At 62.6% G+C, this 25,301-nt stretch carries 25 protein-coding genes; 7 read left to right on the forward strand and 18 right to left on the reverse strand.

Annotation, left to right across the window (positions count from 1 at the left end; all coding sequences use genetic code 11):
- Nucleotides 1-219: 219 nt before the first annotated feature.
- From NKI01_RS15040 to NKI01_RS15050, 3 genes are all read right to left on the reverse strand, one after another.
- A complete protein-coding gene (locus NKI01_RS15040) occupies nt 220-528 on the reverse strand; it encodes a putative quinol monooxygenase (protein WP_352494776.1) in 309 nt (102 codons plus the stop codon).
- Between the two features lie 49 nt (nt 529-577).
- Nucleotides 578-1,375 carry an SDR family NAD(P)-dependent oxidoreductase gene (locus NKI01_RS15045; protein WP_352494777.1) on the reverse strand — a complete coding sequence of 266 codons (798 nt, stop codon included), beginning with the start codon at nt 1,373-1,375 and terminating at the stop codon, nt 578-580.
- 72 nt (nt 1,376-1,447) lie between these two features.
- On the reverse strand, nt 1,448-1,900 hold the full coding sequence (locus NKI01_RS15050; RefSeq protein WP_352450551.1) for a DsrE family protein: 453 nt from the start codon (nt 1,898-1,900) through the stop codon (nt 1,448-1,450).
- Nucleotides 1,901-2,002: 102 nt separating this feature from the next.
- Here NKI01_RS15050 and NKI01_RS15055 point away from each other — a divergent pair, with 102 nt between their 5' ends.
- Both NKI01_RS15055 and NKI01_RS15060 read left to right on the forward strand, forming a co-directional pair.
- On the forward strand, nt 2,003-3,103 hold the full coding sequence (locus NKI01_RS15055) for a hypothetical protein (protein ID WP_352494778.1): 1,101 nt from the start codon (nt 2,003-2,005) through the stop codon (nt 3,101-3,103).
- Nucleotides 3,104-3,127: 24 nt separating this feature from the next.
- On the forward strand, nt 3,128-3,376 hold the full coding sequence (locus NKI01_RS15060) for an antitoxin (protein ID WP_023719250.1): 249 nt from the start codon (nt 3,128-3,130) through the stop codon (nt 3,374-3,376).
- 216 nt (nt 3,377-3,592) lie between these two features.
- Here NKI01_RS15060 and NKI01_RS15065 read toward each other — a convergent pair whose 3' ends face one another.
- The gene (locus NKI01_RS15065) at nt 3,593-4,522 is read right to left on the reverse strand and encodes a cation diffusion facilitator family transporter (RefSeq protein ID WP_023719249.1); all 930 of its coding nucleotides are present in this window, start codon (nt 4,520-4,522) and stop codon (nt 3,593-3,595) included.
- A gap of 32 nt (nt 4,523-4,554) precedes the next feature.
- Entirely contained in the window at nt 4,555-6,744 is a 2,190-nt protein-coding gene (locus tag NKI01_RS15070; protein ID WP_352494779.1) for an anthranilate synthase, read from the reverse strand.
- A 319-nt stretch (nt 6,745-7,063) separates the two neighbouring features.
- Here NKI01_RS15070 and NKI01_RS15075 point away from each other — a divergent pair, with 319 nt between their 5' ends.
- On the forward strand, nt 7,064-7,834 hold the full coding sequence (locus NKI01_RS15075) for an isocitrate lyase/PEP mutase family protein (RefSeq protein ID WP_023719246.1): 771 nt from the start codon (nt 7,064-7,066) through the stop codon (nt 7,832-7,834).
- 14 nt (nt 7,835-7,848) lie between these two features.
- Here NKI01_RS15075 and NKI01_RS15080 read toward each other — a convergent pair whose 3' ends face one another.
- From NKI01_RS15080 to NKI01_RS15090, 3 genes are all read right to left on the reverse strand, one after another.
- Nucleotides 7,849-8,898 (reverse strand): M14 family metallopeptidase, encoded by a 1,050-nt coding sequence (locus tag NKI01_RS15080; protein ID WP_352963730.1) that lies wholly within the window; start codon nt 8,896-8,898, stop codon nt 7,849-7,851.
- A 140-nt stretch (nt 8,899-9,038) separates the two neighbouring features.
- Nucleotides 9,039-10,415 (reverse strand): FAD-containing oxidoreductase, encoded by a 1,377-nt coding sequence (locus NKI01_RS15085; RefSeq protein ID WP_352856587.1) that lies wholly within the window; start codon nt 10,413-10,415, stop codon nt 9,039-9,041.
- Complete coding sequence (locus NKI01_RS15090) at nt 10,412-10,873, reverse strand: DUF4126 domain-containing protein (RefSeq protein WP_352482058.1); 462 nt, start codon at nt 10,871-10,873, stop codon at nt 10,412-10,414. Before NKI01_RS15090 ends, NKI01_RS15085 begins: the two co-directional genes overlap by 4 nt.
- 146 nt (nt 10,874-11,019) lie before the next feature.
- Between NKI01_RS15090 and NKI01_RS15095 the strand changes: the two genes are divergently transcribed.
- The gene (locus NKI01_RS15095) at nt 11,020-11,577 is read left to right on the forward strand and encodes a sugar O-acetyltransferase (RefSeq protein WP_023719242.1); all 558 of its coding nucleotides are present in this window, start codon (nt 11,020-11,022) and stop codon (nt 11,575-11,577) included.
- A 6-nt stretch (nt 11,578-11,583) separates the two neighbouring features.
- On the opposite strand, the gene NKI01_RS15100 is transcribed toward NKI01_RS15095, so the two are convergent.
- On the reverse strand, nt 11,584-12,570 hold the full coding sequence (locus NKI01_RS15100; protein WP_352856584.1) for a helix-turn-helix domain-containing protein: 987 nt from the start codon (nt 12,568-12,570) through the stop codon (nt 11,584-11,586).
- A 128-nt stretch (nt 12,571-12,698) separates the two neighbouring features.
- Between NKI01_RS15100 and NKI01_RS15105 the strand changes: the two genes are divergently transcribed.
- On the forward strand, nt 12,699-13,346 hold the full coding sequence (locus tag NKI01_RS15105) for a cysteine hydrolase family protein (protein WP_352482061.1): 648 nt from the start codon (nt 12,699-12,701) through the stop codon (nt 13,344-13,346).
- A 71-nt stretch (nt 13,347-13,417) separates the two neighbouring features.
- Here NKI01_RS15105 and NKI01_RS15110 read toward each other — a convergent pair whose 3' ends face one another.
- The 9 genes from NKI01_RS15110 to NKI01_RS15150 form a co-directional block, all read right to left on the reverse strand.
- Nucleotides 13,418-15,097: a formate--tetrahydrofolate ligase gene (locus NKI01_RS15110; RefSeq protein ID WP_023719240.1), complete on the reverse strand. Its 1,680-nt coding sequence runs from the start codon at nt 15,095-15,097 to the stop codon at nt 13,418-13,420.
- A 303-nt stretch (nt 15,098-15,400) separates the two neighbouring features.
- The gene (locus tag NKI01_RS15115; protein WP_023719239.1) at nt 15,401-16,525 is read right to left on the reverse strand and encodes a DUF2333 family protein; all 1,125 of its coding nucleotides are present in this window, start codon (nt 16,523-16,525) and stop codon (nt 15,401-15,403) included.
- A 15-nt stretch (nt 16,526-16,540) separates the two neighbouring features.
- On the reverse strand, nt 16,541-17,845 hold the full coding sequence (locus NKI01_RS15120; protein WP_352494784.1) for a DUF6638 family protein: 1,305 nt from the start codon (nt 17,843-17,845) through the stop codon (nt 16,541-16,543).
- Nucleotides 17,846-17,954: 109 nt separating this feature from the next.
- Nucleotides 17,955-18,371: an endonuclease domain-containing protein gene (locus tag NKI01_RS15125; RefSeq protein ID WP_084642682.1), complete on the reverse strand. Its 417-nt coding sequence runs from the start codon at nt 18,369-18,371 to the stop codon at nt 17,955-17,957.
- Nucleotides 18,372-18,508: 137 nt separating this feature from the next.
- Nucleotides 18,509-20,419, reverse strand: a complete 1,911-nt coding sequence (locus tag NKI01_RS15130; RefSeq protein ID WP_352546816.1) for an AAA family ATPase — start codon at nt 20,417-20,419, stop codon at nt 18,509-18,511.
- Nucleotides 20,420-20,443: 24 nt separating this feature from the next.
- The gene (locus NKI01_RS15135; protein WP_023719235.1) at nt 20,444-21,589 is read right to left on the reverse strand and encodes a hypothetical protein; all 1,146 of its coding nucleotides are present in this window, start codon (nt 21,587-21,589) and stop codon (nt 20,444-20,446) included.
- A gap of 35 nt (nt 21,590-21,624) precedes the next feature.
- Complete coding sequence (locus tag NKI01_RS15140; protein WP_352494786.1) at nt 21,625-22,713, reverse strand: hypothetical protein; 1,089 nt, start codon at nt 22,711-22,713, stop codon at nt 21,625-21,627.
- 212 nt (nt 22,714-22,925) lie between these two features.
- Nucleotides 22,926-23,315 (reverse strand): c-type cytochrome, encoded by a 390-nt coding sequence (locus NKI01_RS15145; RefSeq protein WP_023719233.1) that lies wholly within the window; start codon nt 23,313-23,315, stop codon nt 22,926-22,928.
- A 120-nt stretch (nt 23,316-23,435) separates the two neighbouring features.
- Complete coding sequence (locus NKI01_RS15150; RefSeq protein WP_023719232.1) at nt 23,436-24,047, reverse strand: thymidine kinase; 612 nt, start codon at nt 24,045-24,047, stop codon at nt 23,436-23,438.
- Between the two features lie 93 nt (nt 24,048-24,140).
- On the opposite strand from NKI01_RS15150, the gene NKI01_RS15155 reads away from it, so the two are divergent.
- Complete coding sequence (locus NKI01_RS15155; protein WP_280940418.1) at nt 24,141-24,269, forward strand: hypothetical protein; 129 nt, start codon at nt 24,141-24,143, stop codon at nt 24,267-24,269.
- A gap of 15 nt (nt 24,270-24,284) precedes the next feature.
- Complete coding sequence (locus NKI01_RS15160) at nt 24,285-25,220, forward strand: choline ABC transporter substrate-binding protein (RefSeq protein ID WP_023719231.1); 936 nt, start codon at nt 24,285-24,287, stop codon at nt 25,218-25,220.
- The last annotated feature ends 81 nt before the right edge of the window (nt 25,221-25,301 follow it).

The raw sequence follows: 25,301 nt of genomic DNA on the forward strand, positions 1-25,301 counted from the left end.
ATATCCGCCGTACAAGTGCCTCGACCGCCGATCGGATCGGCGGGCTGCAGCTTATGTCAAAGGCCATTGTCAGCAATCATGAGAGTGGGGAGATTGGATGTCACGTCGGCCTTCGCCAATCTCCAAAAAGAGAGCTGTCGGCGAAGCTGCCAATCTCCCCACTTGAGGGGGAGATGGCCGGCAGGCCAGAGGGGGGGCGCTGTCCCGCCGGCCTCTCCTCTATCCCGCCTTCACCGCCGGCAACCCAAACCCACCAACCGGACGCGTCTCCACCTGGAACTCGAAGCCGGCGATGATCGGCCGTGCCTTGGCGATTGCCGCCTGGACTTCGGGCAGCTGCAGCGAAGCTTTATGGCTTTCGGCGTCGGTCCACACTTCGGTCACCCAGATCGCGTCGGCGTCGGCCGGGTCGGTGGCGATGATGTAGTTCAGGCAGCCGGGCATGGCGCCGGTGCTGGCGAGCAGGACCTCCATGACCGCGTCGCGCTGGCCGCGCGTCGCCCGCATCTTGCCGATCAGTCCGTACATTCGCTTTGCTCCGTTGAGATTACGCAACCAGGAGTATGCAGTTCGCCGTCTACGGCATCAACTGGCCGCCATTCACCTCGATCACCTGGCCGGTGATGTAGCCGCTCAACAGAGCGGAGGAGAGGAACAGATAGGCGCCAACGCAGTCCTCGGCGGTGCCGGCGCGGCCCTGCGGGATGGTGGCGATCATGCCTTTCATCTGGTCGTCGGTCGAGTAGCGCTCGTGGAAAGGTGTCGCGATCGTGCCGGGCGCCACCGCGTTGACGCGGATGTTGAAACCGATCAGCTCCTTGGCCATGCCGCGCGTGACGTTGGAGACGAAGGCCTTGGCGGAGCCGTAAAGGCCGGCGCCGCCACCGGCGCCGTTGCGCGCGGCGATCGAGGAGGTGTTGACGATGAAGCCGCCCTGCCGCTTCAGCCATGGGATCGCCTTGCGCGAAGCTGTCAGCACGGAACGCGCGTTGAGGTCCATCACCGCGTCGTAATGCGCCTCGGTCTGCTCGGCATAGGGCACGCGGCCGAGCATGCCGCCGGCATTGTTGACGAGGCCGTCGAGCCGGCCGAAATGTTGCGCACTGTCCTCGACGACGCGCTCGACATCGGCGGGGATCGAGAAATCGCCCTGGGTCAGGAACACGTCGCCGCCACCGTTGCGAATGGTCGCCGCCAGGTTTTCGGCAGCCACCCGGCTCGAATTGTAGTGCAGTGCGACGCGACATTTCTGCGCGGCGTAGGCAAGTGCAAGCGCCGCGCCGATGCCGGTCGACGCGCCGGTGACCAGCACCGCCTTTCCGGCAAGGTCGGGGATGACCAGAGAGGGGCTGACAAGGGTGGTGGTGGCTGGCACGTCTATTCCTCCGGGGGACTCGGCCTGCTCTTCGTAGGCCCTCGCAGTCCTCGCGTTCAAGTCCGTAAAAGCCTATGGCCTGAGATAGGCGTAGCCCTGGCGCTGCAATTCGGCGAGCTTGACGACACCGCCTCTGTCGGCGGCATGGAAGCCGTCGAGCAGGTCGGCCAGGCCGATATCCATGCCGTGCATGGTGTTGGCGCAAGCGTGCGGGCTGAGCCCATCCTGGACAAGGCCGGCGAAACGCCCGGAAATGGCGGCGGATATGCCCTTCGACTTGAAGGCGGCAAGTGCTGGGCCGTGCACGACAAGCGCGATGTCGACCTTGCCGTCGGTGCCTTCGAAGTGGTTCTTGATGTTGCCGAGCACGAAATTGACCTTGTCGAGATCGCTGAGGTGATAGGCGACCTTTTGCCTTTCCTCTTCGACGGCCTTGACTTCAATGGCTGCCGCCTTGGTGGGGCGCAGCCCGAAAAGCCCGGCGGCCCCGGCAAGACCGACGCGGAAAATATCGCGGCGTCGCATGGCTTCATCTCCCATTTAGCCGGCCCGCGCAAATTGCGTGGCCTCGGCCTCGATCCTAGCATAAATTGACGTCACGTCTTGTCGGGGCAATGGAGGGGTAGCATGACGTCGAGGACCATAACGGGGACCATTGTGGGCGCCGGGCTTGGGGCTGCCTTGCTTTCCGCCGTCGGCGGCGCTGCTTTCGCCGATGACACGCTCAAACTCACCGAGCTCAGCCCCGACGGCAAGGACGCCTGTTTCGGCCGCGTCTACGACGCCGCGCATCTCAAGTCGCATCCGCACCAGAAGGTGGCGCGCATCTTCTTCTATTACGGCCGCGATCCGGTCAGCCGGCCAAACGAGGAGCCAAGCACCGGCATCGATTCCTCCTACAATGGCTTCATGGCGACGACGGTACGCGGCGCCAAGGCGCCGGAATGGCTCGGCGGTTGGTGCAGCCATGAATCGGAGGACGGCAAAACCGGTCCGATCCGTTGCGGCATGGACTGCGATCGCACCATGGCTTCGCTGAAGGTCGACGACAAGGGCCGGCTGATCGTCTCGGACGTGCAGCCCGATCTTTATCTCGATGCCGGATCGGAAGACGAGCTCGGCAAGGCGGAGTACGAACGGCAGGCGTTGGGCAAGGACGACAACGGCTTCAGGCTCGATCCGATGCCGGCCGCGACCTGCAAGGCGGAGTTCGCCCGCATCGACCCGATCGATCCGGCACTTGGCCCGCCATTGCGCGAGCGGCTGAAGCCGGACCAGGCCTTCTGCTACGGGCGTGACTATGATGCCGCGCATCTCGGCTCGCATCCCGATCAGCTGACCCAGACGATCCGGGTTTTCCGCGGACCGGTCGAGCTGGCATCCTTCGCCAAGGGCGGCGACCTCGCCAATTGGCCGAGCGGCGCAGACATCGCCGTTTCGGTTACCACGCGGCAGAAATCGGCCAAGGTCACGCAGGTCTATAACTGCCAGGGCGAGGGCGACCAGTGGCGCTGCGCGGCGAGCGCGAAGACGGGTGGTGCCTCCTGCGATATCGCGCAAAAGGAGATTTTCCTCCGCCGCGGCGCCAACGGCACGATGATGCTGGCCAACCCAAACAGCGGCCTGCCGATCGTCGATCTGTGCTCGAAGGCGGCGGAAGGCGACACCAGCTCCGACGACAAGGTCTACCGGCTGGAGCCGATGCCGCAGGCCGCCTGCGGGCCTTGATCATGTGACGAGGAGGTGGATGCCATGCGCAAGACAAGGGTGTTTTGGTCCGGCCGCTCGCAGGCGGTGCGCTTGCCAAAGGAGTACCGTTTCGACACCAAAGAGGTTTTCATCAGCCGCCACGGCCAGAGCGTCATTATCGAGCCTCTTGCGCAGGATTGGGCTTGGCTGGACAGAGTGATCGGTCCGCTTGATGACGATTTCGCGGAGGCGGCTCTGGAAAGTCCGTCGGATCAGATCCTCGAATCCATGGCGCGCAGCGGCTCGGAATGAGGGCTACAGCGATCCTTCGCGCCCCCCTCTGTCCTGCCGGACATCTCCCCCACTTGGGGGGAGATCGGCAGCTTCCTCGCGTCACTCACTCCTGCGACTATGGCTATTGGCAAAAGCCGCGGTGACGGCCAATCTCCCCACTTGTGGGGGAGATGTCCGGCAGGACAGAGGGGGCGCGAAGGGTCACGACTGAGCGATTTTTCTGCGCGAATTGCTTCACGCGAACGGCACGGCCGTCGTGCCCTTGGGCAGTTTCGCTTCGTCGTCGGGCTCGACATGGATGATGACGCGAACCGAAGGAATCTCTGCCCGCAGCGCGTCCTCGATGCGGTCGCAGATGACGTGGCTGGCGCCGACCGACATGTCGGCGTCGACGACCAGATGGAACTCGATGAAGGTGGCGCGGCCGGCGATGCGCGTCTTCAGGTCGTGGACCTCGAGCGCGCCCTTGCAATTGGCAGAGATGATGTCGCGGATACGGATATGTTCCTGGGTGTCGACGGCGCGGTCCATCAGCCCGTTCATCGACGAGCCGATGACGTGCCAGCCCTGCCACAGGATGTTCAGCGCCACGATCACCGCAAGAGCCGGATCGAGAACCTGCCAGCCGGTCAGCACGGCGCCGACCAGGCCAATGAAGACACCGACCGAGGTCGCTACGTCGGTCATGATATGCCTGCCGTCGGCAACCAGCGCCGGTGATTTTTCACTCCGTCCGGTGCGGATCAGCGTCAAGGCCCAGACGGCGTTGATGACGGTTGCGACGCCGTTGACGGCAAGGCCGGTCCATGGCTGTTCGAGCGGGGCCGGATGCTGCCACGACCACCAGACCTCGTTGAGGATGAGCAGGGCGGCAAGCACGATCAGCACGCCTTCCAGGACGGCCGAGAAATACTCGGCCTTGTGGTGGCCGAACGGATGGTCCTGGTCGGCTGGCTTGTAGCTGACCTGGATCGCCCAATAGGCGGCGGCCGAGGCAATGACGTTGACGATCGATTCCAGCGCGTCCGAATAAAGCGCAACCGAACCGGTGACGTACCAGGCCACCAGCTTGAGGCCGAGCACGACGAAGGCGACGACGATCGACCAGAAAGCGAGGCTGGCGACCTTCTGCCTGGCGGCTGCTTTGATTTCTGCCGCGGTCACTGGGGAAGAAATCCCAACACTGAGCCCTCGAATTAAGCGGCCTTTTCCTTGGCCTTGCGCGGCAGGTGCGCGACGATGTTCTCGATGATGCGCATGCCGGCATTGTGGCCGAGCGTCATGATCGATTCCGGGTGGAACTGCACAGCGGCGATCGGCTCCTTGCGGTGCTCGAAGGCCATGATGATGCCGTCCTCGGTCTCGGCGGTGACGACAAAACCATCGGGCAGCCGCACCGGATCGGCGAAGATAGAATGATAGCGGCCGACCGTCACCTCCTTGGGCAGGCCGGAGAAGATGATGCCCGGCTTCGACACGCGGATGCGCGACGGCTTGCCATGCATCGGGATGTGCAATTGCCGCAGCTCGCCGCCATAGGCCTCGGCCAGCGCCTGCAGCCCAAGGCAGACGCCGAAGATCGGCAGGTCGCGCGCACGGGCTCGCTTGATGGTGGCGGCGCAGTCGAAGTCCTTCGGCGTGCCGGGGCCGGGCGACAGCACGACCAGGTTTGGCTTCAGCCGGTCGAAGACCTCGTCCGGCACCGGCGTGCGCACCGTCGAGACATTGGCGCCGGTCTGGCGGAAATAGTTGGCCAGCGTATGGACGAAGGAGTCCTCGTGGTCGACCAGCAGGATGTTGACGCCATCGCCGACCCGCGCGGTGCTGCGTTCGGTGCTGGCGGCATTGCCTGACTTGGCGTCGCGGATGGCGGAGATCATGGCGGATGCCTTCAGTTCGGTTTCGGCTTCTTCTTCTTCGGGTATGCTGTCGAAGAGCAGCGTGGCGCCGGCGCGCACCTCGGCAATGCCGTCCTTGATGCGGATGGTGCGAAGCGTCAGGCCGGTGTTCATGTCACCGTTGAAATTGACCATGCCGATCGCCCCGCCATACCAGGCGCGCGGGCTCTTCTCGTTCTGCTCGATGAAGCGCATGGCCCATAATTTCGGCGCGCCGGTGACGGTGACGGCCCAGGCATGCGACAGGAAGGCGTCGAAGGCGTCCATGCCTTCGCGCAGCCGTCCCTCAATGTGGTCGACGGTGTGGATCAGGCGCGAATACATCTCGATCTGGCGACGGCCGATGACGCGCACCGAGCCCGGCTCGCAGACCCTCGACTTGTCGTTGCGGTCGACATCCGAGCACATGGTGAGTTCGGACTCGTCCTTCTTGGAATTGAGCAGCTTGAGGATCTGCTCGCTATCGGAAATGGCATCGTCGCCGCGCTTGATAGTGCCGGAGATCGGGCAGGTCTCGACGCGGCGGCCGTTGACGCGAACGAACATTTCCGGCGAGGCGCCGATCAGATATTCGCCCTCGCCGAGATTGATGAAGAAGGAATAGGGCGAGGGATTGATGCTCTTCAGCTTGCGGGAAATCTCGGAGGGCTGGGTTTCGCAGCGTTCGTAGAACATCTGCCCCGGCACCACTTCGAACAGGTCGCCGCGCTCAAAGCTCTTCATCGCCTTGCGCACCAGCTTGGCATATTCGCCGGGCTCGTGGTCGCCGCGCGGCGGGATCCGGTCGGCGGTCCTGAACGGCTCGACGATTTCGTCGCGCGGCAGGCCTTCGGTCGAAAAGCCGTCGCCGGAATAGTCGTAGCGGTCGGTCCAGGCCTTGGTGGAATAGTGGTCGACGACGAGGATCTCGTCGGGCAGGAACAGCACGAGATCGCGCTGGCTTGGCTTGCGCTCGAGCTTGTAGTCGACCGGATCGAACTGGAAGGCGAGGTCGTAGCCGAAGGCGCCATAGAGGCCGAGATTGGCGTCTTCCTCGGTCTTGAACAAAGCAGTGATGGCGCGCAGCACGGTGAACACGGAGGGAACGCGGCTGCGTTCCTCTTCGGTGAAGACACGGCCGGGCTTGGCGACCTCGAGGCGGATGAGTTTGTTCGACGTCTCGGCGATCGTGACATCGTCAAGGCCGGCAAGCACCGTACCGATCACCGGCAAAAGCACCTCGCCACGGCGGTTCAGCGCCTCGATGCGCATGGCGCGGCCGCGTGCCGAGATCACCAGCGGCGGATCGATGATGGCGGTATCCCAGCGCGTATAACGGCCGGGATATTCGTAATTCGAGGAAAACACGGCGCCGCGGCGCGAATTCAGGCCATCGACATAGCCGTCGATCGCGCCCTCATATGGCCGGTCATGGCGCTGGCGGGTAATCGCCACGCCACCCGCGGTGACGAAGCGCTCGGCGCCATTCTCCAGAATTTTCGTCGTCATTGCCGTCTCCATCAGCGTCTTTGGGGCAACGGACCCGGGAATGGCTTGAAAAAACAAATGGCCGCCCGGACATTCCGCTGCGGCCACCTTCTATTGTCACGCGAACGCGTTCGAACAGGCCGCTGTCAGCGAGCCCACCACCAAATGGTCTTGATCGAACGCATATTCATGGCGAAATCCATAGCCGCGAAAAGCGGTATGCGCAACAGGTTTGAAAGTCTGTGGGGTGGCTGCTGCTTTCGCAACCCATGGCACATGGCCAAGACCGGCAGTCCTGCCTAGACTCTGCATCAAACAGCAGGAAGACGGGAAAACATCGATGACCGAGCAGATCGACCGCGCACGGACGTTCCATTCCCTCCATGTCAAGGGCAACCCGATTGTCCTCTACAATGCCTGGGACCCAGGCTCCGCCAAGATCATCGCGCAAGCAGGGGCCAAGGCCATCGCCACCGGAAGCTGGCCGGTCGCGGCCGCTTTCGGATTCGCCGATGGCGAGAAAATCCCGTTGGAACTGGCGCTCGAAAACATCAAACGCATCGTTGCGGCGGTGGATCTGCCGGTAACCATGGACCTCGAGGGCGGTTACGGGGTCGCTCCGGAGGTTGTCGCCCGCAGCGTGGGGCTCGCCGTGCAGGCTGGAGCCGTCGGCTTTAATTTCGAGGATCAGATTGTCGGCGGCAGTGGGCTGCACGACATCGCCATACAGGTGAGGCGGATCGAAGCCGCCGCGGCGGCCGTGAAGACCTCGGGTATTCCGGCCTTCATTAACGCCCGAACCGACATTTTCCTGAAGGCGAAACCGGATGCGCACGACAAGGCTCTCCTCGATCAGGCGATCGAGCGGGCGCACGCCTACGAAAGGGCCGGAGCGCATGGCTTCTTTGCGCCGGGGCTTGCCGATGAAGGCCTGATCGAGGCGCTCTGCCAGGCAACGGCATTGCCGGTCAACATCATTGCACTGGCGCATGTGCCGCCGCGCCAGAGGCTTGCCGAACTCGGCGTCGCCCGCGTGAGCCATGGTCCGGTGCCTTACCGGCAGATGGCCGAATGGCTGGAGTCCAAGGCGCGACAGGCGATTTCGGGGTAGCCTGGCGGGTTGCGTCAGTCCTCCAGCGTCCCCGACCTTGCATCGGCACTCTTCCTGTCGCCGACCAGCTTCAAGAGGTCCTCGCCGGCGCGAATTATGCGGCGCGAGCGGCGTGTCAGGATGAGGCCGGCCTGGGGCGCCAACACTTCCGTGCGGCCGTCGGGCTCACCCGGCGCGTGGACGATGGTGGCAAGGCGCGCACCCTTGGTGACGCGGTCGCTCGGCTTCACGTGGTAGAGGATCGCGCCCGAACGGGGCGCCGGCATCATCTCGATATTTTCGATCGGCGCGACGAGTCCTCCGAAGCTGCCAGACGCGGGCAGCGTCTGATCCCGGATGACGCCGCGCGCCACCAGCAGCCGGTAGAGCCCTTCGGCGTCGGCGCTGGCGAGGGCGCCGTCGACGTCGAGTATGCCGCGATATTCGACGGTGGTGGCGACGCGCCGATCGAGGCGCGCGACGTCGGCGGGAACGTTCTGATACGGCATGATCGAGGCGCCTTCGAAGGTGCCGTCGGGATCTTCGTGCCACAGCATCACCGCATCGAGGCCCATAGCCGCCGCACAATCCGCCATGGCCGGCCACAGGCTGGTGTGGACGTAGAGGTAGGCGAGGCCTTCATCGTCGCAGTGCAGGTCGAGCACGATGTCGTGGCCGATGGAGAGCTGCAGCAGCCGCGTCTTCAGCCGCTGATCGACCGTGCCGTGCGCCGGCAGGAGCGTGAGGTCGGGCGCGGCGAGCCGCGGAAAGCCGCGATTGAAATTGGTGCGCGTCCCCAGATGGAAGCGGCCCTGATGGTCGCCATAGAGATATTGCGCGCGGCCGATCGGATTGGCCCAGGGCACGATGGTCATATTGCCGCTGATGCGGCCTTCGGCTTCCGCCCTGCTGAGCATCGGCATCAGCGCATCGATGGCAACGACGCCCGGCAATTCGCCGGCATGAAGTGCCGCCTGCAGATAGGCCGAAGGCGCTGTCTTGTCCGTTCCGGTGAAGCGGAAGACGGGGAATTCGTAGGAAACGCCCTCGCTGTCGCCGGCGATGCGTTCGATGGATTTCTGCATGGACTGTCTCCAGGAAACGAGACCGAACACATGCCCTTTCGCCAATACACTGTCGATTGGTCCGGCTTTTCGCGCTATGGGCGCACGGCTCTATCCGGGCTTGGCGCTCAAAGGATCGCGAGATAACGCCTGCGCCCGGCCTATGCCAGCGGCTTCAATTCCTGGGCGATGGTCGGCAGAAGCTCCGAGACGTTCGGGTGGATGTGCACCGCGCGCGCCAGCGTACTGACTGGCGCCTTGGCATACATCAGATCGAGCACGCAGTGCACTGCCTCGTCGCCACCCGGGCCGAGCACCGAACAGCCGAGGATTTCCTTGGTGTCGGCATCGACCAGGATCTTCATGAAGCCTTGCGTCTCACCTTTTTCGACGGCACGGCTGACGCGGGTCATTGGCCGCTGGCCGACAAGGGCGCGGCGGCCGGATTTCCTTACCGCGGCTTCGGTCATGCCGCAGCGGCCGAGTGGTGGGTCGATATAGAGCGCATAGGCCTCGATGCGGTCGCTGACCTTGCGCGGATCGTTGTCGAGCAGGTTGGCGGCGACAATCTCGTAGTCATTGTACGAGGTGTGGGTGAAGGCGCCCTTGCCGTTGCAGTCGCCCATCGCCCAGATGCCGGGCACGCTGGTGCGCAGCTGGTCGTCGACGACGATGAAGCCGCGTTTGTCGACCTCGACGCCGGCTTTGTCGAGGCCGAGATCGTCGGTATTTGGCGTGCGGCCCAGGGCCAGCAGCACATGCGAGCCGACCGCAGCCGCCTTGCCTGGCGAGAAGGTCACGGCGATTTCGTTGCCTCGCCTGGCGAAGCGGATATCGTCGGCGCCGAGATGGACGGCAATGGCTTCGTTTTCGAGGATCGACAAAATGGCGTCCGAGACGTCATCGTCCTCGCGGCCGATCAGGCGCGGGCTCTTTTCGATGACCGTGACTTCGGAACCGAAGCGGCGGAACATCTGCGCGAATTCGAGCGAGACATAGCTGCCGCCGACGACGATGAGATGGCGCGGCAGCACGTCGAGATCCATCATCGACGAATTGGTCAGGTAAGAAATGCCGTCGAGGCCGGGCAGGTCGGGCACCGAGGCGCGGCCGCCGGTGTTGAGGAAGATATTTTCGGCGCTCAGCAGATCGTCGCCGACGCGCACCGTATTGGCGGTCACGAAGCGCGCATGGCCGCGATAGAGCGTGCATTTGTCCATGCCGGCAATCCAGTCTTCGAGATTGCCGCGGGCATCGTTCGAGACTTTGTCCTTGCGCGCCTTGATCGCCTTGTAGTTGACGCCGATGGGACCGGAGAGCGTCACACCGTAGTCCGCGGCGCAGCGGGCGAGATGCGCGGCATAGGCGCTTGCCACCATCGTTTTGGTCGGCGTGCAGCCGGTATTGACGCAAGTGCCGCCGACCAGCTTTCGCTCGATCAGCGCCACGCTCATGCCGGCCGCATTCAGCCGGCCGGCGAGCGGTGGGCCGGCCTGCCCGGCACCGACGATGATGGCGTCGAATGTCTTTGCCGTCATGCCACCGCCGCCACGATCAGAAGTCCGCCGACGATCGCCACCGCGTCCTCGATGAAGGCGGCGGGCGGGTCCTTGCCGAAGGCGGTGGCCAGGCGCTTACGCGCCTCGGCGCCGCCCAACGTGCCGATCACCGCGCCGACGGCGCCGGCGATCAGGCCGCCGATGGTGGCGCCGCCGGTGGCGCCGATCACCGCGCCGGTGAAAGCGCCCAAGACGATGCGCGTGCCGAATTGCTGCGGCACCTTGCGGCTCGGCGCCGATGGCAGCTGGTCGGTGACCAGTTCGGCGATGGCCAGGATGGTGAAGATGCCGACGGCGATCCAGTGACCCATGAAACTCGCCCAGGTGCCGGTGACCGGCAACCAGCCTAGCCAGGCGCCCCAGGCGACCGCGGCGGGCGCAGTCATGGCGCGAAGCCCGGCAACGATGCCAATCAGGAGTGCAAGAATGTACAGCATGATTGATCCCTCGATGGCCGGCTTGGGACAGGTCCGAGAGAGCAAGCTACCATAGGTCCGGTATTTGACCAGAGGTGGTGTCGCCGCCGGCGCTTCCGTATTTTCACCAGTTGTGCTTGGCAAAGATTGAGACTGGAGTTGCGGCCATGACGGGGAGCGAACGCACGAAAATGGCGGCGGGCGAGTGGTATTGCTGCCTCGACCCGGAACTGGAGGCGCTGCGGATCACGGCACGCGACGCGGTGTTCGAGCACAACAGCCTGCCACCACGACAGCGCGGCGATATCGGGCCTGCCTTGCGGGCGCTGCTCGGCGCTGCAGGCGAGGGCGCCCGGATCGAAGCGCCGTCCCACTGCGCTTATGGCTTCAACATCTTTCTCGGCGACCGCGTCTTCCTCAATGCCGGCTGCACTATTCTCGATACGGCGCAAGTCCGCATCGGCAAGGGAACGCTGCTCGGCCCGAATGTGCAGATCTATTGCGCCGAGCACCACAAGCAGGCTGCCGGGCGGCGGGCAGGGCTGGAGATCGCCAGGCCGGTCGAGATCGGCGACAATGTCTGGATCGGCGGCAGTGCCATCATCCTCGGCGGGGTCAGGATCGGTGATGGCGCCATCGTCGGCGCCGGTGCCGTGGTGACGCGCGATGTGGCGGCGAACACCACGGTGGTCGGCAATCCGGCACGGGTAATCAGGAGCGGGTGAGCCGGATCAGCGTGAAGCGCCGCGTCTATCCAAATCGACACTCCTCGAGAATTCGCGCCGATACTGCCCGGGCGAGGTTCTGAGCCGCGCCGCGAAATGCTGGCGCAGCGAGGTGGCGCTGCCGAAGCCGGCCTCGAAGGCAACCGTATCCATCGATTTTTCCGTTGCTTCCAGCAGCCGCTGTGCGAGTTGCACACGCTGGTCGGTCAGCCAGTCGCCGAAACTGGTGCCGATCGTTTTCTGGAAACGGCGCGTGAACGTCCGGCGGGTGAGGCCGGCGAGACCGGCAACGCTGTCCAGACTGTGCGGATCACCCAGGGTTTTGCGCACCGTTTCGAGAGCCTGGGTGAAGCGGTCCGCATTGCCGGTTCTGGCGATGGGACGTTCGATGAATTGCGCCTGCCCGCCCTGCCGATGCGGAGAAAGCACGATCTGCCGGGCAAGGCGAAGCGCTGCCTCCGCGCCGTAACGAGCCCGTACGACGTGCAGGCAGCAGTCAAGCCCGGCGGCGACGCCGGCGGATGTCACGACATCGCCATCGTCGATGTAGAGCACTTCTGGTTCGACGAGAATGTCGGGATAGAGTTCCTGCAGCTGATCCGCGTAGGCCCAGTGCGTCGCGGCTCGCCGCCCCGAAAGCAATCCGGTCGCCGCGACAGCGAACGTTCCCAAGCACAGTCCGACAATCAGCGCGCCGCGCTCGTGCGCGCCAAGCAACGCCTCGATCAGTGTCGTCGGCGGTGAGATCCCGAGATTCTTCCAACTCGGCACGATGACGATGTCGGCATCATCGAGCGCTGAAAGCCCGTGCGGGACGCTGATGGTCAGCCCGGCATCAGTGCGGATCGGCCCGTTCTCAATCGCGCAGACCCGGAAGTCGAAGCGCGGCAGGCCGAGCGTCGTGCGATCCGCGCCGAACACGAGACACGGCACGGAGAGATGAAACGGGCTGATGCCATCGAAGGCGATGGCGGCAACGACAGGATCGGCCATGGGAGCTCCAGCAAAGGGTGACACCGATTGTCCCAATTCTTTCGAACAATGTCAATCGGGACACTTTTTGCGATCCGGCGCCGCGCTTATCGTCCACCCATCAATGCCAAACGGGAAAGGAAAACCCCATGTCGGACCCAGCCAAAGGCAAAGCTCCACGCCGCGCCCTCATCGTCATCGATGTTCAGAACGACTATGACGGCGGCAACCTCGCCATCCAGCATCCGCCGTTCCGCGAGAGCGTCGTCAATGTGGCGCGAGCGATGGACGCGGCCACCGAGGCAGGCGTCAAGGTGGTGGTCATCAAGCAGTTGGCACCGGAAACCTCATCGGTCTTCGCCAAGGGCAGCCATGGCGCCGAGTTGCACCCGGAAATCGCCAGGCGAAACCGCGACCACTACATCGAAAAGAACTTGCCCAGCGCCTTCACCGGCACGGATTTAGAGGAGTGGCTGCGCGCCAACTCTATCGATACGATCACGGTCATCGGCTACATGACGCATAATTGCGATCTGTCCACGGTCATCCATGCCGTGCATATGGGTTTTGAGGTCGAGTTCCTGTCGGACGCGACGGGGTCGTTGCCCTACGCCAACAGCGCCGGCTACGCTTCGGGCGAGGAAATCCATCGCGTCGTGACGATCGTATTGCAGTCGCGCTTCGCGGCCGTTCTCAAAACCGCCGAATGGATCGATTGCCTGAAGACCGGCGTGGTACCCCAGCACGACACACCCTATGCCTCCAACCAGCGCGCGCTGGCGCGAAGCGCGGCGTAGGAGACTATTGCGAGCAGGCAGAAGGGCGCCGCAGCGTTGCGGCGCCCTTTGCCGTTCGAGCGTTGATATCCTTAGAACAGGCCCTCGATCTGGCCCATTTCGTTCAGGAAGATCTTTTCCGAGGATGGCGCTTTGGGCAGACCGGGCATGGTCATCACCTCGCCGCAGATGATGACGACGAAGCCGGCGCCGGCAGACAGCCTGACCTCGCGCACCGGCACGGTGTGGCCGGTCGGCGCGCCGCGCAGATTCGGATCGGTGGAGAAGGAATATTGCGTCTTGGCCATGCAGACCGGCAAATGACCGTAGCCGGCGTGCTCCCAGGCGTGGAGCTGGTCGCGCACCGATTTGTCGGCGATCGCTTCGGAACCGCGATAGATGCGCTGGACGATGGTGTTGATCTTCTCGAACAGCGGCATGGCGTCAGGATAGAGCGGGGCAAATTGCGACGCGCCGGATTCGGCCAACGCCACGACTCTTTTGGCCAGTTCCTCGATGCCGGCCGATCCCTGAGCCCAGTGCTTGCACAGGATCGCCTCTTCGCCCATCGAGGCGACATAATCCTTCATCGCCTGGATCTCTGCCTCGGTGTCGGAGTAGAAATGGTTGATGGCGACCACGGCCGGCACACCGAACTGGCGGATGTTCTCGATGTGGCGGCCGAGATTCGCACATCCCTTCTTGACCGCCTCGACGTTCTCCTTGCCGAGTTCCTCCTTCTTGACGCCGCCATTCATCTTCATGGCGCGAACCGTGGCGACGATGACCGCCGCTGCCGGCCTCAGGCCGGCCTTGCGGCATTTGATGTCGAAGAACTTTTCGGCACCGAGATCGGCGCCGAAACCGGCTTCGGTGACGACGTAATCGGCAAGCTTCAGCGCCGTCGTGGTGGCAACGACGGAGTTGCAGCCATGCGCGATGTTGGCGAAGGGGCCGCCGTGGACGAAAGCCGGGTTGTTCTCCAGCGTCTGCACGAGATTGGGCTGCATGGCGTCCTTCAAGAGCACGGCCATCGCGCCGTCGGCCTTGAGGTCGCGTGCATAGACGGCCGACTTGTCGCGGCGATAGGCAACGATGATGTCGCCGAGGCGCTTTTCGAGGTCCTTCAGGTCGGTCGACAGGCACAGGATGGCCATGACTTCCGAGGCGACTGTGATGTCGAAACCGCCCTCGCGCGGGAAACCGTTGGCGACGCCGCCGAGCGAACAGATGATCTCGCGCAGCGACCGGTCGTTCATGTCCATGACGCGGCGCCAGACGACACGGCGGGTGTCGATGCCGAGCTCGTTGCCCCAATAGATATGGTTGTCGATCAGCGCCGACAGCAGATTATGGGCGGTGGTGATGGCATGGAAATCGCCGGTGAAGTGGAGGTTCATGTCCTCCATCGGCACGACCTGCGCATAGCCGCCGCCGGCGGCACCGCCCTTGACGCCGAAATTCGGTCCGAGCGAAGCCTCGCGGATGCAGACGATGGCCTTCTTGCCGATGCGGTTGAGGCCATCGCCCAAGCCCACCGTCGTCGTCGTCTTGCCTTCGCCGGCCGGTGTCGGGTTGATGGCGGTCACGAGGATCAGCTTGCCGTCCTTGTTGCCCTTCACCGACTTGATGAACTCGGCCGAGATCTTCGCCTTGTCGTGGCCGTAGGGCAGAAGATGTTCGCTCGGAATGCCGATCTTCTGGCCGATCTCCTGGATCTGCTTCTTCCTGGCGCCGCGCGCGATCTCGATGTCGGACTTCACTTCGGCCATGACGGCTTCCCTCTGAATTGAACGGATTCGATTACTGTGGTCGCAAGCCCGGCACTGCAGGCGCGGGCATGTTCTACCCCTGTCGCTGCCGCGGCGTCAACTTTCATGCAACTATGTTTCCTACGAAGAAAGTGCCTCTGCGGTCGGCTGCCCTGCTACAGGTTCTTTTTTCGCGCCGGTCGCCGCGCCGTATAGAAGCCAGAGCAGGCGCGGTTCCGCCGTCTCAAAACAGCCGCGTAATACGCGAAAAGCGACAGAAGCAACGGCGCAAATTCACCAGCGCCGGCTGCGCGGAACGATCCGCTACTGCGTCAGCACGTTGCTGATCTCGACCATGTTCGAGCGGACCCTGAGTATGTAAAACCCCATCGTCGTCAGATGTGTCGGCAACAGCCAGCCGTCCTCGCGGCCATTGGCGATGATGAAGGGCTGGATGCGCAGCGCCGAGACGAATTGCGCGTCCATCGTATCCCACAGGTTCTGCAGGTGCTTTTCCTTGATGACGTCCTCGAAGTCGGCCTGCGCGCCCTTCATCAGCCCGTAATAGGCATAAAGCTGGCCATAGGCGAACCAGAAGCGGTCGTCGGCACGGGTGTCGAACCAGCCATTGTTGTGGTTTTCGGCACGCTCCTTGAGGATCGCCGAGGTCGAGCCGATGTCGGACGAGATGCGGTCGATATACTGCTTGAGATTGTCGGCGCGGGCATCGAACGTGGCCTGGCAGGCTGCCAGACGGGCGTTGAAGGAACGCAGCTTGCGCACCGCGTCGCGATAATAGCTCGGGGTCGGCGTCTTGGGACCAAACGGGTTCAAGCCGAAGTACCAGGTTTCCTCATCGAACTGCAGATTGCCGCGGGCGTCCTGCAGGTCGGCGTCGATCTGCGAGGTGGTGCGGACGCGGCCGAGATTGTCGGCAAGCTCGGTCGCCGTGCGCCGCACCGCCTGGTTGATGCCGCGCTGGAACGAAGCCTTGTTGTCCATGAACGGCGTGTGGTCCCAGTCGATGCCGAACAGGCCGAGCTTGTAGAGGATCATCGACGACACCCAGGCATTCTGGTTGACGTTGAAGTCGGTCAGGTCGGCCGCAACCTGGGCAATGGCTGAATTTCCGCAGGTCTTGGCCGTGTCGGTGCCGGCGCCTGCAGAGACCTGTTCACCGGCGGAGCTGTTGCGCTTTTCGAACGTGTATTTGTCGACGTAATTCGGGTCGAAATTGTTCCACCACTGGGTGGCGTAGAAGAAATTAATGTAGAGGCCGATCAGCACGACGACAGCCAGGCCGAGCACCGCCTTCAGGATCCAGCCGCGTTGCGTGTACCAGCGCCCCGCCCACAGGAACGGCCACAGGATCGCGCCGATGAGCAAGCCGATGCCGCGGCCAATCCACTGGAAAATCCGGGTGAAGAAATTCACGATCGGATCAAGCATGGCGATGTCACCCCCTCAGTCAGTCAAGCCGTAGAGGCGTGTGCGAAACGCCACCTTGTCCTTCAAATATGTGGTTTTCAGAACGTCCACAACATGCGATCGCCAAGCGTCGCTGAAGCCGTCATAATCCCTGTAGAAGCCCGGCTTGTTGAAGACGTAACGCGAAACGAAGTCCTGCGGCACGAAGTCCGAGATCAGCTGGTTGGTCAGCCAGGCGTCTTGATGGTCCGGCTTGGCGCGGATCACCAGGAAGCGCTGCTGCGGGAACACATCCTCTATCTTGAGATGGCCGAGCTGAGCGATCTCGCGCTTGGCGGCGTTGAGGAAGGGAAAATTGCCATCCCTGGCGATCAGATCGGCATGGCCGTGGATCCAGGTCTGCAGCCAGACCTTGTCGACGTCGGTCAGATTGCGGTCGGGCTCGGCGTCGCGGATCAGCGCGCGCACCACCATTTCGGCGCGATGCTCGAGATAGCCGGAGGTTTCGATCCATGAGGCGCGCGGCAGCTCGATGCGGCCGGTCGAAGCGAGGAACTTGAACACCTTGTCGGCGTCGTGGATCGAGAGGTAGCTCACCTGCCACGGCCGCGAACGGCGGAAACCCGGCGCTGCCGGGTCGCTGATCACCGTCGTCACGTCGGGATCGACGAACACATAGAGCCCGCCGAAATGGCTGGTCCAATAGGCGTTGTGGCGGAAGATCACCTGGTCCGGCACCAGCGCATTCTCGCGGATGTCGCCGCAGACCTTCGCCAGCTCGACCATGTGTGCAAGCATGGCATTGTCGCGCCAGGCATCCGGTTCCTGCTTCAGCCGGTCGACCAGCTTGCCGAGCTCGGCGGCCTTGCCCAGCACGTCCTCGGCCGACAGCACCTTGAACTCGACCTGGTTGATCGACAGCAGATCCTCGATGTCGTCGACCTTGGGGACTGAATCCTCGATCTCGCCGTAGATGACGTCCTTGATTGTCAGCGCATCGATGGCGCGCTGGTTCTTCGACATGAACTCGTACATCAGCAGCGAGGTGTTGGAGAAAGCCGTGTGCACCACCGGCAGGTCGATCTGCGACGGCGTCAGGATGATGAAGCGGCGGTTGACCTCGTTCGGATCGAGGTAGCTGTAGTCGCCGCATTCCTCGGCGACCTGCGGCGAAAAGCCGGTACGGTCGATCTCGAAGCTTTTCAGCTTGGTCGGCTTCAGCCCGAAGGCGACCATCGCCTTGTTGTAGCGCTGGATCAGATGCGGCTCGTCGACCGTCAGCAGCCGGCCGTAGATCAGCTCGTTGTCGCGTAGCAGGTCGGGTTTCTTGGCAGGACTCATGCGCGTAGTCCCAACGGATCTTGCGCTGGATGACCGAGCTCCAACGCTGACGCCCCCCTCTCCCCGTTCTTCACGGGGAGAGGGTAAGGGTGAGGGGCAGCGCAAACGGTCAAGGACATGTCTCTCCATAGCCTTTGGCGGCGACAAATCGAAGATCACGCGTTTCGATATGGCGTTCGAGGCGCCCTTCGATCGCAGCCACCACTGTTTCAAGGACTGCTTCCCGCTCCTTCAATACGTCTACGTTCCAAAAGCGAAGGATAGACCAGCCATCGGAGACGATGAAGCGATCTCGGATTCGATCATATTGGCTGCCGACATGCTGACTGCCATCGACTTCGACGACGAGCTGGCAGTCTCTGCAGGCGAAATCGACGAAGTAAGAGCCTATCGGCAACTGCCGTACGAATTTATGGCCGTTCAGTCTGCGGTCGCGCAACTCCAGCCAGAGCGCGGTTTCTGCATCGTTGTCGGATTGACGCAGGCGCCTTGCGCGCTTGGTTGTGTCTATTTCTGGCCCACGCATGCGCTGCCCCTCACCCTTACCCTCTCCCCGTGAAGAACGGGGAGAGGGGGGCGTCAGCGTTTGAGCCACGTCTTTCAGCGTTGCTGTGGGAGCTTATGCATCGCACCGGAAACAGTGCTATCCGGTGAGAAGGAAGATCACGCATTCCACATTCCCTTCTTCTTCAACTCCTCGATCTCGCGGACGGCACGCTCCCGCAGACGGGTGTCGCGGATCATCTTGCTCACCGCCGCATCGTCCGACTTGTCGGAATAGCGGAATTCGGAATCCGCATAGCGGTTGATCTCCTGCATGACCATGTCCATCGAGAACGGCCCTCGCAGTTCCTCGATCATCGCCTTCTTGTCGTCGTAGCTTTTGTGCATGAAGGCTTCCGGCTTCTCGAACCACTCGTCGGGCAATTCGATGTCCATGGCGCGCATCTTGATCGCGTCGGTGACGTTCTTGATGGCGCGTCCGGTGAAACGCGGCTCGGCATCCTTGATCAAGTGCAGATAGGTGCCGATATCGGCCATCGACTTCGGCGCGCCGTTGTCCTTCATGTAGCGCTCATAGACCTTCATCAGCCCGTCTTCCTGCGGCTTCTCATGCTCCTCGTAAGCCTCCATCACCGCGCGCTGGATTTCCTGAGCGGCATAGAGCTTGTGGTCGCCGAGCGGGATCTTGTGGTTCTTGCCGGCGAGCAGGACGAAGATGTCGATGTAGTCGTCGCGGCTCTGCGGGCCGTCGACCAGCCAGCGGGCGCCGGCGCGCTGGCGCAATGCGTCGTCAACGTTTTCGGGATAGTTGGAAAACATGCCGAACGAGCAATTGCCGCGCACCACGGTTGCCGCGCCGGCAAATGCGTCCATCAGCACACCGGTGATTTCCTGCTGGCCGGCCGAGGCGCGGTCGTCTGAGCGGCGTGCGGCGACCTGGTCGATATCGTCGATGGTGCCGAAGCCGATGACGCGCGGGTTCAGCACATTGTTGATGAACTGGCGGCAGTTCTGGCCGGACTTGCCCTGGTAGGAGGAGATCTGGTCGACGCCGAAATTTTCGTAGGCGAAGGGATAGCCGGCGACTTGGCAGTAGCCGTTGAGAAGGCCGGCGATCATCTGGATCAGCGTCGTCTTGCCGGTGCCGGGCGCGCCGTCGCCGATAAACGTGAACAGGAAGCCGCCAAGCTCGACGAATGGGTTCAGCTCGCGCTCGAAGTCGTACGCCATCAGCATCTTGGCGAGCTTTACCGACTGGTACTTGGCGATGTGGTTGCCGACGACCTCTTCCGGTTTCTTGAAGGTCATCACCAGCGGTTTTGCCCGCTTGCCAGGGGCGACGTCGAAACCATCGAGGGTAAAATCGTCGACGTCGATGCGGATATGGGCGTTCTCGAACGGGCCGATGCCGTCGAAGCGGCCCTTTCGCGCCAACAGCCCGTCGATGGCTACGCGGGCAAAGGCGCGGGCGCGGGTCATCAGGTCGGCGTCGTCCTTCGAACCTGCTATCGCCCTGTCGAGCCCGGCCACGATCGACTTCACCGCATCCTGCGGGGTGTCGAACAGAAAGTCCGGCTCGGGCGTGTCGTTCGGCGCCTCGCCGTCGCTGTCGATCAGCTGGAACAAATAGGAGGCGAGGCTGAAGGCGGAGATGTAGGCAGAGGCCGACAGCAGCTTCTTGAAGGTGGCAGCTTCGTCGCCTTCGAGCGGCGCGCGGGCGTTTTTCGCCTGCAGGCTTTCGAGGTCCGAGCCTTCGGCGAAGACATCCGATATGGCTAGCGCTATTGCCGCCCCGCGCCGAGCGCGAAACAACAGCATGTGCTGCGGTATGGTCAGCAATTGGTCGTCGGGATGGACGGCGGCGACGGTTTTGGCGAGCTCGACCTCGCGCGTGCGGCGAACCGAGCCGACCGAGACGGTCGAGACGAAGCGGCGGTTGGTGCCGGCAAGCGCTGTGCCGGACTCGCGCGATGGGTCTTCCAGCACGACGATGCGGGTGATGAAACTTTGCGCAGTGGCGCGGTGCTTTTCAATTGCCGCTTCCGGGATGGTGGTCAGGCCGGTGTCCATGGAAGATGCTCCGCGATTTGACGGTCAGACGTCGCTGATGACCTGCCCTTTGGACAGGATGTGGACCTTGTAGCCCGAAAAGATCTTCTGCGCCTCGCCGGCGGCATAGAGCGCCTGATAGGCCTCGTGCGGGATCAGCGCATGGTTCTCATAGCTCGACACGCCCTGGCGCGCGGCCTCGAGATCGTCGGTATTGATGAAGAATTCCTGCGTCGTCTTTTCGCTCGAGAACAGCCCCTTGCGGCCTGGCTTCTCGGCCTTGGAAAAGACCTCCTGGATGGTCCAGGTCAGCAGCCAGGCGTTTTCCGGCTTGCGCACCTTGGCCAGCACTTCGCTTACCGTCGAATTGTTGTCGGTAATCCCTGCAGAATAGAACGGGCCGAGCACGACGCGACGCAGCTGCTTGGGATGCAGCGGTTCGAAATCCTTGTCGAGGTTGACCGCGATGGTCGCCGGCGACAGCGTGTAGGCGGAATTCTTCTCGGTGAAATCGTCGAAACGGTGGGCGAGCTCGGGATTGAGCAGGCCGTCGACCGGCAGCGGAATGTCGACCCTCTCGTTAAGCTTGCCGCCGGAGTCGACCAGTTGCCGGATCATGTCATCCGAGGAATCCTCGACCGTCACCATATAGACCAGCGGCAGGTTGGCGCTGCCATCGAAGCAGGCCCAGTGGACCAGATAATAGGGCCGCAACGTCTTCGGATTGACCGAAACCTTGGCCGTCTGGGCCAGCGTGAACGGGCCAAAGGTGGTCTCGCTCTTGACGTCTTCGAGGTAGAGCCGCTCGGCCATCGATTTCTGCAGCGCTTCGGGAAATTCCTTGTGGCGCAGGATGAAGTCCGCCATTTCCTCGCGCAGCTCGCCGGCCAGCGGGAGGTTGGCGAGGCGCGCATCGGCCTGGAGGCGGTCGTTTTCCAGCTCGAGCAGGTTCTGAAAGACCGGAAAACCGCTTTCGGCGCGCGAGATGCGGAACGTCTCGGTGAAGCCCAGCCGGTTGCGCCAGCATGAGAACGACTTGTCGAGCCGCGCAATATATTCGGCGACGATCTTGGCGACGATGCCGTGCCGGTAGAGCGGCGAGCGATCGTCGCGCATGAACACTTCGAGGCCGCCAAGTGCCGCCGCGATCGCCGAGAAATAGCGCGCCGCCGCTTCGTTTTCGGGGGTCATGCTGCCAGCCCTTGGGAGCAGTGCACGTGCAGCAATTACGACTGCACGTAATTTGCCGAATTGTGCTTCTTCATCACGTCGTCGAAGCGGCGGGCGAAGGCATCGTCGGCGAGCTTCTTGCGGCGCTGGATGTCGGCGGTGGCGACCATGTTCTTCTCGTGCATTTCAAGCAGATCGCCAATGTGCTTCTGCGAGGCAGCACCAATGCCGGCCATGGTCTCTTCGGCGGTGTTGTCGACCTGGCTGCCCAGCGTGTTGATCTTGTGGGCGACATCCTGTTGGGCGGCGGTCTTCAGCGAATCTTCCAGCGCCTTGTACAGCACGATGCGCTGCTCGGTATCGATGGTCAGCTTGTTGATCAGCGTCGATTGCGCCGCGATCTGGTTGTTGAGCGAATCGACGAAGGTCTGGAACATCGAGGTGTAGCGCTCCAGCGTCTGGCTTTCGGCCAGCAATTCTTGCTCCTTGGCCTGCTTCTCGTTGTATTCCGTGGCCAGTTTCGAACGCTCGCCTTCAAGCTGCGTGCGCCCCTTCTGGCTGGTCGAGGCGGCGATCTTGTTCTCGATGTCGAGCAGCATCGGGTTGAGCTCCTCGATGCGCTTCTGCACGGTCTCGAGATTGGACATCGTGGTCTTGCGGCGCTCGATCACCTGCGACAGGCTGGCCTCGGAGGTTTTGTAGCGCGTGTCGAGAACCTGCTTCTGCGCCTTGAGGATGCCGACGATGGTGTCGGACTTCGCCAGCAGTTCCTGCAAATTGCCGGCCAGCGACATGTTGCGGACGCGGTCGGTGCGCATGCGCTGCTTGCGCTGGCTGGAGAAGACGCCGACGAAACTTTCCCAGCCGGTGTAGTTCTTCATGCTCTCGAATTCGGCGCCGAAGACGTTGGTAGCGTCCTCGAGGCCGATGATCAGGTCGGCGATATTGCCTTCCATCACCTTCTGCTGCTTCAGCACATCCTCGATGCGGGCATTCTCGATGTCGAAATTGGCATCGCCGATCTTCTTGTCGGCGGTGGCGAGCGTGTCGAGCACGGCACCGGACTGCTCAATCTTGGTGCGCATGTCCTGCACGACCTGCTTGGTCTTGGCAATCTCGGCATCGAAATTCTGCAATGTCGCCATTGGGGCCTCCGCTTCGGCATCGGTTTCGTTTCGCAAACCGCCGCGAATATATGTGCCGGGTTTGGCGAATGAAAGACGGAAGACATGGGATTACAGGAAAACAAAGAATTTCAGGAGGCGACTGCAGGATAATCAAGCCATGATTACGCTGTAACTGCCGGCCGGTCAGGCACCGCTTCGACCTCGGCTGGATTTTTGCTCGGGAGCGACGCTCAAGGCTTGGGATCGGCTTTGAGGTAGGCGATGACGTTGGCGATGTCCTCGTCGCTGGTCAGGCCGGAGAAGGCCATTTTGTTGCCGGGGACCTTCTGCCGGGGCGCGCGCAGGTATTCGGCAAGGTTTGCTTCGTCCCAGACCAAACCGGCGGCGCCGGCATCCTTCATCGCCTGCGAGTAACGGCTGAGATAACTGTCCGCGGTGCCGGCGGTGCGGCCGACGACACCAAGCAGATGCGGGCCGACCTTGTCGCGGTCGCTCGTTGCCTCGTGACAGACCATGCATCTGTTGAAGACCTTCTTGCCGAGAGCAGCATCGCCGTCGGCATGCGCGGCAACGATGCCGGCAATGAGGAAAGCAGTTGCAGACGAAATTACTCGAAGCATGGGAACTCCCGACGGCTCTGGCAGTGGATCAAAATAGGCAGCACGCTCAACAAAGGCCGCAATGGCGCGATTGCGGAACGAATGTCAGCCGGGACGTCGGATGAAAGCAATAGCGCTGGTTTAGGCTTTGGTGAAGCCGATGAAATCGTCTGGGGCGGCGCGGCCCATTTCCTCTTCCCAATGGCGGCGGCAGAGCGAGACATAGACGTCCTTGCCGATCGCCACTTGTTCGCCCTGTTTGGCCACCTTGCCGTCGGCGCCGAGGCGCACCACCATCGTCGCCTTGCGGCCGCAGCGGCAGATGGTGCGCACCTCGCGCAGGTCGTCGGCGATCGCCAGCAGGGCGCGCGAGCCGGAAAACAGCTTGCCTTGGAAATCGGTGCGCAGGCCGTAGCACATGACCGGGATGTTCAGCCGGTCGGCGATGCGGGCGAGTTGCCAGACCTGCTCCTCTTCGAGGAACTGCGCCTCATCGATAAAGACACAATGGACCGTGGCGTGGTCATGATGCTCGGCGACCCGGGCGAATAGGTCGTCGCCGTCGCGGAACATCTCGGCTTCCGTCTCCAGGCCGATACGCGACGAGATCAGCCCGGTATCGCCCTTGCGATAGTGGCCGGCGATGAACAGCATCGTCGTCATGCCGCGCTCGCGGTAATTATACGAGGCCTGCAACAACATCGTCGTCTTGCCGGCATTCATCGTTGCATAGTGGAAGTACAGCTTGGCCATGCCGTCCTTTTAAGCCGAGTTGCAACAAAGCGGGGAGGGGGAGCGCCTACATTCCACCGGGAAAAGACGACTTCCATCCGGAAAGCGGCGGGCGTGTCGTTGATCGACCAGCCTGCGCCGTTGATCGTGGTTGCCTTAGTGCTTGAAACCGCAGCAGAATGGTGTTTGGCTGACGGAACAAAGGTGGAGATAAAACCGCCACTTCGCTTCACCGAGAACTGAAATGGGAGAATTTTGATGTCGCGCATGAATTCATTCGTCGCCGGTCTCGGCCTGGCGGCTTTTCTATCCACGACTGCGGCCTTCGCCGGCGATCCGGAAAGCTGCAAGACGGTGCGCATGTCCGATGTCGGCTGGACCGACATCCAGGCGACAACCGGCATAGCCTCGGTGCTGCTCACCGCGCTCGGCTACGAGCCGCAGGTAATCCAGCTTTCGGTGCCGGTGACGATGGCGTCGCTGAAGAACAAGGACCTCGATGTCTTCCTCGGCAACTGGATGCCGTCGATGACCAACGACATCAAGGACTACACCGCAGAAGGCTCGATCGAGACCGTGAGCGAGAATTTGAGCGGTGCCGGCTACGGCATCGTCGTGCCGACCTATGTCGCCGACGCCGGCGTCAAAACGCTGACAGATCTCGGCAAGTTCAAGGACAAGTTCGACGGCAAGATCTACGGCATCGAGGCCGGCAATGACGGCAACCGCATCATCCTCGACATGATCAAGAACCCGGCCGACAATCTCGAAGGCTTCGAGCTGGTCGAATCCTCCGAAGCCGGCATGCTCACCCAGGCCGAGCAGTCGATCAAAAACAATGAATGGATCGCTTTCCTCGGCTGGACGCCGCATCCGGTGATGGGCGCCATGAAGATCACCTATCTCGACGGCATGGGCGACACTGGCTTCGGCGCCGCCACCGTGCATACGATCGTGCGCAAGGGCTATACGACCGAGTGCCCGAATGCCGGCAAGTTCATCACCAACCTGAAGTTCAACCTGGACATGGAAGGCGAGATGATGGACGCGATCCTGAAGGGTGGCGACGCCAATACGGTCGCGACCGACTGGCTGAAGAAGCACCCGGACGCGGTTGCTCCCTGGATCGCCGGCGTCACCACCTTCGACGGCGGCGACGCGGCGGCAGCGGTGAAAACAGCGCTCGGAAGCTGACCCGACCATCTGGCATGACGAGACAAGGGGCAGCCACGGTAGAAATGGCTGCCCTTTTTCATATCCTGTGACAAGATGACC

The organism is Mesorhizobium sp. M0815, from assembly GCF_040319995.1.
GTDB lineage: Bacteria > Pseudomonadota > Alphaproteobacteria > Rhizobiales > Rhizobiaceae > Mesorhizobium.